At 32.2% G+C, this 13,929-nt stretch carries 17 protein-coding genes; 14 read left to right on the top strand and 3 right to left on the bottom strand.

What is annotated here, in order from left to right; all coding sequences use genetic code 11:
• Window positions 1–11: 11 nt before the first annotated feature.
• The 14 genes from ATO12_RS04530 (at window position 12) to ATO12_RS04465 (ending at window position 11,370) form a co-directional block, all read left to right on the top strand.
• The gene (locus ATO12_RS04530) at window positions 12–863 is read left to right on the top strand and encodes a universal stress protein (RefSeq protein ID WP_034239503.1); all 852 of its coding nucleotides are present in this window, start codon (window positions 12–14) and stop codon (window positions 861–863) included.
• A 40-nt stretch (window positions 864–903) separates the two neighbouring features.
• Window positions 904–1,758: a universal stress protein gene (locus ATO12_RS04525; protein WP_051575624.1), complete on the top strand. Its 855-nt coding sequence runs from the start codon at window positions 904–906 to the stop codon at window positions 1,756–1,758.
• A gap of 85 nt (window positions 1,759–1,843) precedes the next feature.
• Window positions 1,844–2,692, top strand: coding sequence for a universal stress protein (locus ATO12_RS04520; protein ID WP_034239501.1), 849 nt, complete (start codon window positions 1,844–1,846; stop codon window positions 2,690–2,692).
• 66 nt (window positions 2,693–2,758) lie between these two features.
• On the top strand, window positions 2,759–3,610 hold the full coding sequence (locus ATO12_RS04515) for a universal stress protein (protein ID WP_034239500.1): 852 nt from the start codon (window positions 2,759–2,761) through the stop codon (window positions 3,608–3,610).
• Window positions 3,611–3,686: 76 nt separating this feature from the next.
• On the top strand, window positions 3,687–4,109 hold the full coding sequence (locus ATO12_RS04510; RefSeq protein WP_034239499.1) for a hypothetical protein: 423 nt from the start codon (window positions 3,687–3,689) through the stop codon (window positions 4,107–4,109).
• A gap of 35 nt (window positions 4,110–4,144) precedes the next feature.
• Window positions 4,145–4,981 carry a restriction endonuclease gene (locus tag ATO12_RS04505; RefSeq protein ID WP_034239496.1) on the top strand — a complete coding sequence of 279 codons (837 nt, stop codon included), beginning with the start codon at window positions 4,145–4,147 and terminating at the stop codon, window positions 4,979–4,981.
• Between the two features lie 11 nt (window positions 4,982–4,992).
• Window positions 4,993–6,363 (top strand): MBL fold metallo-hydrolase RNA specificity domain-containing protein, encoded by a 1,371-nt coding sequence (locus ATO12_RS04500; protein WP_034239495.1) that lies wholly within the window; start codon window positions 4,993–4,995, stop codon window positions 6,361–6,363.
• 64 nt (window positions 6,364–6,427) lie between these two features.
• Complete coding sequence (locus tag ATO12_RS04495; RefSeq protein ID WP_034239493.1) at window positions 6,428–7,384, top strand: hypothetical protein; 957 nt, start codon at window positions 6,428–6,430, stop codon at window positions 7,382–7,384.
• Window positions 7,385–7,661: 277 nt separating this feature from the next.
• Window positions 7,662–8,084, top strand: coding sequence for a hypothetical protein (locus ATO12_RS04490; protein WP_034239490.1), 423 nt, complete (start codon window positions 7,662–7,664; stop codon window positions 8,082–8,084).
• Between the two features lie 100 nt (window positions 8,085–8,184).
• Complete coding sequence (locus tag ATO12_RS04485) at window positions 8,185–8,628, top strand: Hsp20/alpha crystallin family protein (RefSeq protein WP_034239488.1); 444 nt, start codon at window positions 8,185–8,187, stop codon at window positions 8,626–8,628.
• A gap of 102 nt (window positions 8,629–8,730) precedes the next feature.
• Window positions 8,731–9,174, top strand: coding sequence for a hypothetical protein (locus ATO12_RS04480; RefSeq protein WP_034239486.1), 444 nt, complete (start codon window positions 8,731–8,733; stop codon window positions 9,172–9,174).
• Between the two features lie 4 nt (window positions 9,175–9,178).
• The gene (locus tag ATO12_RS04475; protein WP_131248774.1) at window positions 9,179–9,700 is read left to right on the top strand and encodes a hypothetical protein; all 522 of its coding nucleotides are present in this window, start codon (window positions 9,179–9,181) and stop codon (window positions 9,698–9,700) included.
• Between the two features lie 19 nt (window positions 9,701–9,719).
• Complete coding sequence (locus tag ATO12_RS04470) at window positions 9,720–10,385, top strand: hypothetical protein (RefSeq protein ID WP_034239481.1); 666 nt, start codon at window positions 9,720–9,722, stop codon at window positions 10,383–10,385.
• Complete coding sequence (locus ATO12_RS04465; RefSeq protein ID WP_034239478.1) at window positions 10,366–11,370, top strand: 2-hydroxyacid dehydrogenase; 1,005 nt, start codon at window positions 10,366–10,368, stop codon at window positions 11,368–11,370. The genes ATO12_RS04470 and ATO12_RS04465 overlap by 20 nt, the downstream gene beginning before the upstream one ends.
• Here the strand turns inward: ATO12_RS04465 and ATO12_RS04460 are convergent.
• The 3 genes from ATO12_RS04460 to ATO12_RS04450 form a co-directional block, all read right to left on the bottom strand.
• Window positions 11,359–11,772, bottom strand: coding sequence for a DUF6691 family protein (locus ATO12_RS04460; RefSeq protein ID WP_034239476.1), 414 nt, complete (start codon window positions 11,770–11,772; stop codon window positions 11,359–11,361). The genes ATO12_RS04465 and ATO12_RS04460 overlap by 12 nt on opposite strands.
• Window positions 11,773–11,776: 4 nt before the next feature.
• Window positions 11,777–12,334: a YeeE/YedE family protein gene (locus ATO12_RS04455; RefSeq protein ID WP_034239474.1), complete on the bottom strand. Its 558-nt coding sequence runs from the start codon at window positions 12,332–12,334 to the stop codon at window positions 11,777–11,779.
• Between the two features lie 76 nt (window positions 12,335–12,410).
• A complete protein-coding gene (locus tag ATO12_RS04450) occupies window positions 12,411–13,823 on the bottom strand; it encodes an MBL fold metallo-hydrolase (RefSeq protein WP_034239472.1) in 1,413 nt (470 codons plus the stop codon).
• Between the last annotated feature and the right edge of the window lie 106 nt (window positions 13,824–13,929).

The raw sequence follows: 13,929 nt of genomic DNA, 5'->3' as shown, positions 1-13,929 counted from the left end.
ATTATATAGAGATGAAACGAATTTTATTACCTACCGATTTCTCTGATAATGCATTTAATGCGATTAGATATGCTTTATGTTTGTTTAGAGATGAAGAAGTTACTTTTTATTTGCTCAATACATTTACGCCTGTATCCTATCATACAGGGTATCTTATCGAGAACCCTGCACCGTATGGCATGGAAGATATTGCAATGATAAATTCTAAACGGGATATCGAACGAACAGAAGAAAAAATCAAAGAAGAATTTAATAACCCTAAACACAGTTTTGTTAGATTATCGGTTTTTAATACGCTAATAGGAGAAATCAAGTCGGTTGTCGAAAAATATAATATTGATCTCATTGTAATGGGAACCAAAGGGGCTACTGGTGCCAAAGAAGTCTTTATAGGGACACATACGATGTATACGATAAAAAAAGTAAATTGCCCTGTTATTGCAGTTCCTTCTGGTTTTGAATTTGAAAAACCAAAAGATATTTTGTTCCCAACAGATTATAATCTTAGTATTGATAATAAATATTTACCTTTAGTAAAAGAAATTTGTGATAAATACACTTGTAAACTCAATATCTTAAATGCATATTCTGGAGTTTCCTTAGGAGTTGAACAGCAAAAGATTAAAGAAGACCTGGATAAATATTTTAAAAATAATACTCATGTTTTTCACATTGCTGAAGGTGTGGATGTACTAGAGGCAGTAGAAGATTTTCAGAAAAAGTACAAAATCGATTTATTGGTCATGATCCATAATAAGCATTCTTTCTTTGAAAATCTTTTATTCAAACCAGTAATTAACCAAGTAGCCTATCATACCAATATTCCTTTTTTGGTGATTCCTTCTAAAGAAAGGATATCGTAATATTAATTCTAGACCCGGTCGGTCTGATAAATATAGACAAATGAAACAAATTCTAATCCCTACAGATTTTTCTGATAATGCTTGGAATACTATATTGTATGCTATAGAATTATATAGAAATGTTACTTGTGAGTTTTATTTGTTAAATACATATGATCTTGAACCAGTACAGCTTATAAGTGTGGTGAGTTCGCAGCGTATTGGTCATCTTTATGAAGCGATTAAGATGGAGTCTGAGGAAGGACTAAAAATGACTTTAGAAGATATCCATAATTCTACACCAGGATTACATCATACTTTTAAAACTATAAGTAAAAAAGGATCTTTGGTTCAAAACATGAACAAACTTCTAGAAGATAGTACTTTTGATATTGTTGTTATTGGTACTAAAGGAACGACCGGGAGTAAAAATATTTTTTTGGGGAGTACCACACAAAAAGTGGTTAAGAATGTATCTCATTGTCCAATCCTTATTATTCCTGATGATTCATATTTTAAAGAAATTTCGGCAATAGCTTTTGCAACAGATTTTGAGCGAATGTATCATAAGGCAGAGATCGCTCCAATACTAGAATTAGCAAAAAGTCAGAATGCAACTGTTAGGATGATTCATATATATGATGAACCCGAATTAGATCCTTCTCAGCATTATAATTCTAGTTCATTAGAACATTATTTTAAACGTGTAAAATATGATTTTCATGTCATGCCTGATTTTTCAACTGTAGAACATGCTATTCAGGAATTTATTGAAGAACTAGAAATCGATATTCTGGTAATGATTAATTATGAGCACAGTTTTGTAGAAAGAATAATAAAAGAACCGATTATCAAAAAAATGACATTTAGTACTATAATCCCTTTTTTAGTGATCCCGGCTGATACTGCGATTTAAGAGTTTATACAGACATGAGATTTGTCATAGTATTCTTGCTATTATACAACTAGTTTTATGATATAATTTGTAAAACTGAAAAACAATGAAAAGGATACTTGTTCCCACAGATTTTTCTAATAATGCCTATGGTGCACTTTTTTATGCGACCCGATTATTTCAGGATCAAGAGTGTCAATTTTATATTTTAAATACTTTTGATGTAGATACTCCGGTTTTAACGAGTAGGATTAATACTGCCAAAGGAGATTTGTTATATCAGGAATTAAGCAATGAGTCGCAGGAAAAGCTTACCGAAACACTTCATTCTATAGTTAGAGATACAGAAGATTTTAAGCATACATTTGAGACTATTTCTGTTTCCAAAAAACTTACCGATACCATTAACAAAACTATAAAAAGTAAAAATATTGATCTTGTAGTTATGGGGACTAAGGGAGCCAGTGGTGCTAAAGAAGTTCTTATAGGAAGCAATACAGTTAAAGTCATTAATAATATTAAGGATTGTACGATATTGGCGGTACCAGATGAATTTGATTTTAAAAAACCTACAGAGATTGCTTTTGCAACAGATTTTAAATGCCTCTATAGCATAGAGTCTCTAAAACCTCTTATAGAGATTGTTACTGCGTTTTCTTCAAATATTAGGATAATGCATATTCATGAAAAAGAAAAATTAGACGAAATACAAGAACATAATCTTAAGAGTCTTAAAGAAAATTTCAAAGACTATAACTATTGTATTCATTGGATTCCCCGGTTTACTCAAAAAGCAAAACTTATTAATGAATTTATTGATGAGATGAATGTTGATATGCTATGTATGTCAAAATATAAACATAGTCTTATAGAAAATATCACTCACGAACCGGTAATAAAAAAAATAGGATTTCATACAACTATTCCTTTCTTAGTTATTCCTGAGGTAAGCTGATAATTGTCATAGTTTTTACAAGGCTATTCCCATACATTTATAAGACTAATCCTAAAGACCTAAGTGATGAAAAAAAAGATTTTGTTGCCCACGGATTTTTCAAAAAACGCGTGGAATGCTATACTCTATGCTATAGAGCTATATAAAAACGAAACATGTGATTTTTACGTGCTTAATGTGTTTAATGCAACAGGTTATGCATTAGAAAGTATGATGATTCCCGAACCAGGAGAACGACTTTATGAAGAGGCCAAAGAGAAATCAGAAAAGGGCTTAAGTAAAATCGAAGAAAGGTTAAGTTTTAGAGATGATAACCCTAACCATAAATTTTTTATGATATCTCAATTCAATAATGTATTGAGTGCGATCAAAGATACCGTAGAAAAAAAGGATATCGAAATGATCGTTATGGGAACCAAAGGAACGACTAATGCTGGAGATCTGATTTACGGTAGTAATACAGTTTTAGTGATGGAAAAAGTAAGAAATTGCCCTGTTATGGCAATACCAGAAAATACTAATTATAAGGAACCAAAAGAAATTGTATTTCCAACAGATTATAGAACTCAGATTAAGCGAAGAGAACTTCAATATCTAATTGAAATAGCACGAATCACAAATGCCGAAATAAGAATTCTTCATGTTACAAATGATGATGATCTTGATGAAGAACAAGAAAACAATAAGGGATTACTTGTAGAATATCTGGATGGTATAGAATATACTTTTCATACACTGCATAATATAGATGTAAAAGGAGGGCTTAACAGTTTTGTAGAAAGCCGGGGGAGTGATATGATTACTTTTATTAATAGAAAACACAGTTTTTTTGGAAGTATATTTTCAAGACCAATGGTGAAAAATTTGGGACATCATTCTCAAGTACCTGTACTGGCCTTACATGATTTGGCAAATTAAGTAGATATTCTATGATCAGGCAGTTTGCACTTAATAACTGCTGTTAATACTTTTTAACCATAAAAAAATTAAACAAATGAAACATATAGGAATTTGGATAGATAAAGAAAAGGCTCATATCATTTCTGTTAAAGAAGATAGCGAGGATATGACTACTGTACTTTCAGAAATTGAAAACTTTCGTATTCACGGTGGTTCTGGAACACGACTTAAAGGAGGACCGCAGGATGTAGTTCAGGATAGTAAATATCTCGAACGAGAGAAACATCAATTTAAAGCCTATTTTAAGAAGATTGTTCCTCTTATAAAAGATGCAGATAGAATTGTGATTTATGGACCTGCAGAGACAGGAGAAAAATTTAATAAAGAATTGACAACCCACTATAAAGATGTTGGTGAAAAGGTAAAAGATGTGCTCAAAGCAGATAGTATGACCGATAATCAGACCAAGGCTTTGATGAGGTCATATTTCAAAAAAGATCAACAACGTATTCATTAAGATATTTAGTTGTATTTAATATTTGAATAATTTTAATGCAAAACCAAAATTTTGATGTTATAAAATCTTCTGGAGAAAAAGTTAAATTTTCACTCCGAAAACTTCGCAATTCCTTAAAACGAAGTGGTGCAGATGATAAAGCAATAGAGCATATTCTGGGAGTCGTTAGAGACGAATTATATCAAGGAATTTCTACCAGAGAGATTTATAATCGAGCTTTTGCATTACTAAAAAAGAAGAAATCTGTTTTTGCTTCAAAATACAAACTAAAAAAAGCAATTTATGAATTAGGACCAACAGGTTTTCCTTTCGAACGTTTTGTTGCATCTATATTGCAGTATTCGGGTTATCAAGTAGAAGTTGGGCAAATCATTCAAGGTATGTGTGTCTCTCATGAAGTTGATGTAATAGCCAGAAAAAGTAGTGACTATCTGGTTATAGAATGTAAGTTTCATAGCGAAGAAGGGCGTAATTGTAATGTAAAAGTCCCTTTGTATATACATTCTCGATTTAGGGATATTGAAACACACCATAAAAATAATGGAGAAATAATACCTAATCATGGTTGGGTTGTGACCAACACGCGTTTTACAAAAGAAGCAATTCAATATGGTGAGTGTGCGGGCTTATATTTATTAAGTTGGGATTATCCTATAGAAAATAGCCTTAAAGATAGAATCGATCGTTTAGGGTTATATCCAATAACGGTTTCTACGCTTTTAACAAATCGTGAAAAACAATTTTTATTAAGCCGAAATATTGTTTTAGCAAAACAATTGATAGAACAGATTTTTTTTCTGGATCATTTAGGCATTTCTGAACAGCGAAAACAAAAAATTGTAAATGAAATAAAAATGCTATGTACAGCATAAAATAAAGTCTTATGCCATCAATTAAAATTCACTTTTTAGGAGCTGCAGGAACGGTTACCGGATCTAAGTTTTATCTCGAAACTCCTCAAAAAAATATACTGATCGATTGTGGGATGTTTCAAGGAGTTAAAGAATTAAGAGAATTAAATTGGCAAGATTTGCCTATCGATGCTTCTGCGATTGATATAGTACTGCTTACACATGGGCATTTGGATCATACAGGTTATTTACCAAGGTTAATTAAACAAGGATTTACAGGTGATATTGTAGCTACTGCACCTACATTGGCAATTACAGAAATTATTTTAAGAGATAGTGCAAAGATACACGAAGAAGAAGCCGAAAAAGCTAATAAAGAGGGGTACTCTAAGCATGATCCTGCATTACCTTTTTATACCAAGAATGATGTAGAGAAAACAATTAAATATTTTAAAAGAGAAGAGAAAGATACATGGGTTTCGTTATCTCAAGATATACAGTTTAGATTTAGATATAACGGACATATTATAGGATCTACTTTTATAGAGTTACATCTTTACGGAAAGGTATTGGTGTTTTCTGGGGACCTGGGAAGAGCAGATGATGTATTACTTTATGCTCCAGAAAAACCAGATTGGGCCGATTTTCTTTTTATAGAAAGCACCTATGGTAATAAGTTACACCCTCATGAAGATGTCGAAGAAAAACTTATCACTTTGATTAATGATACATTGTATAATAAAGGAGTTTTAATCATTCCTTCATTTGCGGTAGAGAGATTACAAGCTTTGATGTATATACTTTGGAAATTATATCAAAAAAATCGAATCCCCAACCTTCCTGTTTATGTAGATAGCCCGATGGGAAACAATGTGCTTTCTGTTTTTGAAAGCTTTTCCGACTGGCATAAATTACCTATGAACGAATATCATGCTATTTGCAATCATACCAATATTGTAATGTCTTATAAAGAAACATGGGAAGTGGTCGATAATCCCCGTCCCAAAATTGTTATTGCGGGTAGCGGAATGGTTACCGGAGGCAGAGTACTTACTTATTTACAACAGCTTATAGATAATATTAATACCTCTGTTGTACTTGTGGGGTTTCAAGCAGAAGGAACTCGTGGAAGACAATTGCAAGAAGGAGCTCATGAGGTCAAACTATTTGGTAAATATTATCCTGTAAAAGCAAAGATTTATAATATAGAAAGTCTATCTGCCCACGCAGATCAGAAAGAATTGTTAGATTGGATGAGTGAGATTAAGAATGTTCCCGAAAAAGTATTTTTGATTCATGGCGAAGCAACTCCTGCAGATGTATTGCGCGTAAAAATACAAGATACATATCAATGGAAAGTTCAGATTCCTAAACTACATGAGGTTATAGAGATTTTGGTTTGATTTTTTATGATAACCAGAGCTACTGCGAGGAATAAAAAAACTTAGTTATTCTTAAACTACTGATATGAAAGAAATAATAACATACGGCTCTTATGCTCCAAGTAGTCATAATGCTCAAATGTGGACTGTTGAGATACCAAAAAATAATAAGATTAAAGTGTACCCTAATTATGCTAGAGTATTACCATTTGTTGATCCAAACAATAGGGAAACATGGATTTCAATAGGGGCATTTGTAGAAAACTGTGTGTTGTCTGCACAAGATTTAGGGTATAGTTCGGCTGTAACAATTAATGATGCCGAAATAATCCTTGATCTTCAACAAGATAATAGTTTGATAAAAACAAATCGAAATATTGAATTGATAAAGAAACGTTTAACAATTAGAAAACCATATTTAGATATAAAAATAGACGATACAACAATAACAAAATTAATTAACCTATCAGATAGTATTTGGTACTTTCCAATAGAAAATAAAGAAACCAAAAAAATCATTGATTACTCTTTAGATGCGTATAGTTTTCAGATGAAAGATATTAGTAAGCTTAGAGAATTGGCAAAATGGATGATTTTTTCTTATAGAGAAGAAAAACATAGAAAAGATGGAATGACAACTGAAGCATTAGAAATAAAAGGAATTAGACGTTTTTTATTCAATCTTTTTTTTACAAAAAAATCAGTCACGAGAAAAACATTCATAAAAAGTTCTATTAAGCGTGTAAAAAAACAGCTAAATTCTTGTTCAGGATATATTTTGATCACATCCGATTCTTATGGTAAAGCCGAATTGATAAAAACAGGAAGATTGTTAGAACAAGTTTGGTTAGAATGTATAGATAGCCAAATTGCGGTTCATCCTATGAGTCAAATATTAGAAGAAAAAGAATATTATGATTTATTAAAAACATCATTAAAGATAGATAAAGAAATACAAATGCTTTTACGAATAGGTAAAGTAAAAGAATACCCAGAAAGGATACGAAAAAGATTAGATATTATAGATATAATTAAAGGATAAAAACTAACAATCACAGAACATTCAAATCACTATTTAATAATGCTTTAAGGTCATAACAATAAAATATGAAATGACTTATAAGTGTAAGGACGAGTGTAGTTGAGGTCTTATTATTATAGGTGTTGTTGATCTGTTTCGAACAAAATCGAAAGACTCGAAAAGATAGTATTACGCTTTGTAAACTAATTCCTGTTAAAAGTCACAAAACCTGATAATTATCACTTTTTGATCACTTAAAGTTAAGTATCTTTTTAGCAAGTTTTAAAACCTAGAAAATATGATGGCAGCAACAGATAATACCTCTGATAAAGAATTAAAAGAAATTCATTTTGATATCTTAAAATGGAAATCAAGTCTTCGATTTATCGAAGGCGAAATACATTTTATTAATCAATTATTAAATTCTTACGTTTTTGAACCTACTACTCCTAATCTTTTTGAACGATTACAAGAGTTTAAACAGCAAATCGAAGAGATAGAGAAAGAGATACAGCACATAAATCAAGGTATAAGAACACACGAAAGTGAATTAGGAGGTATGTTAGAATGCGATACTATTTCTTGTGACAATTTTTACTATAAAAATCATATTCTGGTAAGACGTACTTTTGATGACTTCTATAAAAATTTCAGTAGGTTAAAATCTGAAGTTTTTCTGTACGCGGGTGGAGTTTTAAAAAAGAATAAAAAACAAAGTTAAATATAGGTTAAAAGGCTGCTTAGGTGATAATTATCATTTTAATCTACCTGTTATCTACTTAATTTTAATGTAATAATAACTCTAATTAAACCTTAACATTATGTCATTAATTAAATTTAACAAAAGTAGATTTCCCTGGATCAATGACCGTGTTTCTACATGGTTAGATACAGATGATTTTTTTGCAGACGATTTTTTTGTAAAAGACAGAAATCTTCCTGCAATGAATGTCAAAGAAAACGAGGATAATTTTGAAATTGAACTCGCAGTTCCTGGTTTTTCAAAAAAGGATATTGAAGTAACTATGGAAGATGATGTGTTACACATTTGTGCTCAAAAAAGTAAAGAAGAAGTAGAAGAGGATAAAGAGTACACACGTAGAGAATTTAGTTATAATGAGTTCGATAGAAAATTACAGTTACCAACTAGCGTAAACCAGGATGAAAAGGTTAAAGCTGTCTACAAAAATGGGGTGCTTACTCTTAATCTTCTAAAAAAGGAAGAAGCAAAAGAACAACCCAAAAAGGTAATTGAAATAGATTAATCTATACAAGAAAGGCAGAGAATAGATTTAGGGACATTATTCTCTGTCTTTTTTTATTTATAGATGGTGATTTTAAGATGTTAAACTAATAATCAGGAAATCATGAAAGCAAAGCAACCCAATATAAAATATGTAGAATGGCGAAGCCCGGAAGAATTACATGAGATTTCTCTAAACTGGGTGTCAGAACTTAAATTCATCAAAGATGAACAGCATTTTTTAGATGAACTTATAGAAAACCATACAATACAACTAATTTCAAAAAAGATTTTTGAAGAAAGTAAGAACATACTACAAGAACTATCTCTTAGCAGGAAAGGTCTCGATCCATTACTAAAAAAAATAATTAATCACCATAATGAACTTACCATATTGTTAGATGGAATTGATCAACCTGTAGAGGAAAAACAATACAAAGAAGATCATTGGGAGTTAACAATGGCAGTAAGTAAATACCTAAATAGTTATAAAGAAACCAAAAGAAAGGTTTTTGATTTGATAAAAACTATAATGAAAGAAGGCAAACAAAAACGTCTATTGAGTTAAGTAGATGAGACGCATACTAAAAATCATAGTGTTTTCTGTTTTGATACTCTTTGCCGGATTTTGGGTGTGGTATGAGTATACCTATTCTATGGATACTGTAATCCCTTTTGAAGTTAATGATGCTAATCTCGAAACTAAAGTTTTGATAGCCTCACAAGGAAGTAGATTCAAAGATTCTTTGGTTCAGGGGGTCATTAGGCATTATCAAAATGATGCAGTTCATTTTAAGATAATAGATGTGTATACGATGTTTACTGTAAATATTGACAAGTGGGATGCTTTAGTTATCATTAATTCGTGGGAGTATGGAAGCCCACCGAGAAATGTAAAAAAGTTTATTAAAAACCATCCGGATCAATTAGACAAGCTCATTATCCTATCTACTGTAGGAAGCAGTAATATAGCCTTAGAAGGTGTTGATGTAATATCTGGCGAATCTATTATCGAAAAAACACCAGAATATACCAATATAGTAGTAGAACGATTAGATAAAATTATAAAGCCAAAAAGTTTACATACATTTTAATAACCTATACCAAGAAAACATGAACAAATTATATATATATCTTTTAGCTATTAGTGGATTACTGTACAGTTGCTCATCTAGCGAATTAGTCGAAAACTGGAAAAATCCCGATATTGATACGTTTGAGGCTCAAAAAGTTCTGGTTATTGGGATTACTCCAGATGAAAGTGCCCGAAAAGTATTCGAAAAGAAATTAGCAACAGAACTGAAGAAAAGTGGTGTTAATGCCATAAGAAGTTTAGATTATTTTGAGAGTTCTTTTACAACCTCTCCAAAAACCGAAAAAGAAATGATGGCTCTTGAGTCTCAACTTATAGAAAATGGCTTTGATGCGATTTTACTTTCTAAAGTATTAGGAGTCGAAGATAAAGTAACCGTTGTAAAAGCATATAGAAACCTGGATAAAACATTTGACAGTTTTAGGGATGACTATTATGAAAATCAGGATATATATTATGATGAAGATTATTATGAAGAATATCAAATTTTTCATGCAGAATCTTCACTATATTGCATTTGCCCAGATAAAGAAAAAGAATTAATATGGAAAGGATCAATAGATATTACAGAACCTGAAAATATTAAAAAAGCAGTAAGTGACTATGTTAAAGTGTTGGTTTGGGCACTAAAAGGACAACAATTATTAATTATTGAAGAACATACTAATGAAGATATTGATATATAGCGCCAAGGATTTTGAAATCCCCTTTCTGGAAAAAGCAAATAACGAAAAGCATCAAATTAAATATGTGCCAGAACGACTAACTCCAAAAACAGCTGAGCTTGCGTTAGGTTTTGATGCTATATCTATTTTCTCTGCAGATGATGGATCTTCTATGGTTTTAGAAAGATTAAAAGAGTTTGGAGTCAAACATATAGCGCTTCGTTCTACAGGATATGATAATGTCAATATTAATACAGCCAAAAAGTTAGGAATCAAAGTGGCTAATGCAGCCGGATATTCTCCGCAAACCATAGCAGAACATGCCGTTGCATTATTGTTAGCCCTTAGTCGTAAACTCATATCTTCTAATGCTCAAGTGAGCACATATAATTTTTCATTGAGCCACCTTGTAGGTTTTGATATCAATAAAAAAACTGTTGGTGTTATTGGAACCGGAAGAATAGGAAAAACAATTACCAGAATTATGCATGGGTTTAATTGTGATATCATTGGCCATGATATTTATGAGGATAAAAAATTAGAAGAAAAATACCAGGTATCATATATGAACCTCGACAATTTATGTAAGCAATCTGATATTATCTTTTTATGCACACCACTTAATAGTCAGACACATCATCTTATAGATATGGATCGAATTCAACAGATGAAAAAAGAAGCAGTTCTCATCAATATTGGAAGGGGTGCATTAGTGCATACACAAGATGTATTACAAGCTTTAGTATCAAAAAGTATAGCTGGATATGGTACAGATGTGTATGAACATGAAAGTGGAATCTTTTTTTATGATCATTCTGAAAACAAATCTAAGGATAAAACACTACAAAAACTTATTGATTTGCCCAATGTGATTCTTACTCCTCATCAGGCATTTGCTACCCAGGAAGCGCTTACTACTATTGCAGAAACAACTATTTATAATATTAATTGCTGGCAACAAAATAAACCAGGCAAAAACGAATTGACGCCAGAGTTAGTGGGGTAGTTTGTTTTTAACTACTCCGTATAGTAAAGTACCCAGTATAGAAGAGATAAGTACAATTAGAATTGGTACATAACCAGCTCCCAAAAGCGCAAACATGGGCCCGGGGCACGCTCCTGCTAGAGCCCACCCTAATCCAAATAGGATACCACCAAACATATATCTTTTAAAACTTCTGTCTTTAGGAGCAAAAGTTATAGGATCGCCATAAAACGATTTTATTTTAAATCTTTTTATAACTTGAGTAATGAGAATACCTAATCCTACTGCAGAGCCAATAATTCCGTACATATGAAAGGATCCAAACTGAAACATTTCATAGATTCTAAACCACGATGCAGCTTCAGATTTGAATAAAACAATTCCGAAGAAAATACCAATACCTAAATATATAATTGAACGCATATGTTTAAAAAATTAAAGGAAAAATAAAGTGTATCATGGTCAGCCCGCCAATAAAAAATCCAATCACAGCAATAAGAGAAGGTAATTGCAGATTGCTTAATCCAGAGATAGCATGCCCCGAAGTACACCCGCCGGCATATCTGGCTCCAAAGCCTACAAATAGTCCGCCGATTATGAGTAAAAAGAGTATTTTAGGATCTGTTAAGGCTTCATTAGAAAATAACATATCAGGCATGTATTCCGTTCCGGCACTATTAAACCCCTTGGATTGAAGGTTAGAAACGACTTTTGGATCAATAGATACAGAATTGTCTACCGATAAAAAAGTATTGGCAATGAACCCTCCTATAATGACACCAAGTACCACAATAAGGTTCCACTGTTGAGCCTTCCAGTCAAATCTGAAAAAATCTGATGTTTTTCCCGCTCCACAGATAGTACATATTGTTCTTAGATTAGATGACATACCAAATCTTTTTCCAACCATTAGCAATAAAAATAATACTAATGCGATTAGTGGTCCCGATACATACCACGGCCAGGGATTATAAATCCAATTCATTTATATTAATTTTTTAGGCAAAGTAATTAAATTGAAAACGAGTTGTCTGTAACTCTGGTTACAAAACTGTTATATTTTACTTTATGGTAGAAGGACACACATAATCTGTAGTTTTAATGCCTACTTCTTTTATGTCCTTAAAACCTCCGGCTATATCTATAAGGTTATGAATACCACGACTTTTTAATATAGATGCTGCAATTACAGAGCGATATCCTCCTGCACAATGTACATAGAAAGTTTTATCGGTAGGAAATTCGGCTAAATAATCATTAATAAAATCCAATGGTGTATTATGTGCGTCGTCAATATGTTCTGCTATAAATTCACTTTCTTTACGTACATCAAAAACAGGAGTATTCTCCTCTTCTAAAGCATTTTTAAATTCTAATGCAGAGATTGAAGTTAAGGTATCATAGTCTTTACTTGCTTTTTTCCAGGCTTCAAAACCACCTTCGAGATATCCCAGGGTATTATCAAATCCTACTCGTGATAATCTGGTAATTGTTTCTTCTACTCTTCCTTCTGGTGTTACTAATAAAATAGGTTGTTGTACATCTGCGATTAAGGCTCCAACCCAAGGTGCGAATCCACCATCTATACCTATAAATATTGATCTCGGGATATGCCCTTTTACATATTCGGTCTGATGTCTTACATCTAGAACTACAGCTCCGGTTTCATTGGCGAGAGCTTCAAAATCATTTGGAGAAAACGGTCTTGTCCCTTTTTGAATTACCTCGTCTATATCGGTATAACCTTCTTTATTCATTTTTACATTAAGCGGAAAATATAAGGGAGGAGGCAGTAATCCATCAGTCACTTCTTTTATAAATTCTTCTTTGGTCATATCTGCTCTAAGCGCATAATTCATTTTCTTTTGATTTCCCAAAGTATCTACCGTTTCTTTCATCATGTTTTTACCACAGGCAGAACCAGCACCGTGCGCAGGATATACAATAACATCATCTGCCAGAGGCATAATTTTGGTACGCAGACTGTCATAAAGTGTTCCTGCCAAATCTTCTTTGGTCATATGTGCAGCTTTTTGAGCGAGATCCGGGCGACCAACATCGCCAAGAAATAAGGTGTCTCCACTAAAAATGGCATGATCTTTACCTGTAGCATCTTTAAGTAGATAAGTGGTACTCTCCATAGTATGCCCCGGAGTATGTAACGCAATTATGGTAATTTCTCCTAGTCGAAACTCTTGTCCATCTTCAGCAATTGTTGCCTCAAAAGAAGGATTGGCACTAGGACCAAAAATAATATCAGCACCAGTTTCTTTGGCCAGTGTTACATGACCACTTACAAAATCTGCATGAAAATGAGTTTCAAAAATATACTTGATTTTTGCATTATCTTCATCTGCTTTTTCTGTATATGATTTTATTTCTCGTAGAGGGTCTATAATTGCTACCTCACCGTTACTTTCAATATAATAAGCTCCCTGGGCGAGACATCCTGTATATATTTGTTCTATCTTCATGTATTCTGTTTTTAAGCTTTTCTTGATTTTAGGAAGAGAAGCTATGCATTTATTATTTATTTTTCAAAAATAAGGCAATTATTATTGCAATACAGTAACAATTGTT

This window comes from Aquimarina atlantica (genome assembly GCF_000626715.1).
In the GTDB taxonomy this organism is placed as follows: domain Bacteria; phylum Bacteroidota; class Bacteroidia; order Flavobacteriales; family Flavobacteriaceae; genus Aquimarina; species Aquimarina atlantica.
This window is presented reverse-complemented; position numbering and strand designations above follow the sequence as displayed.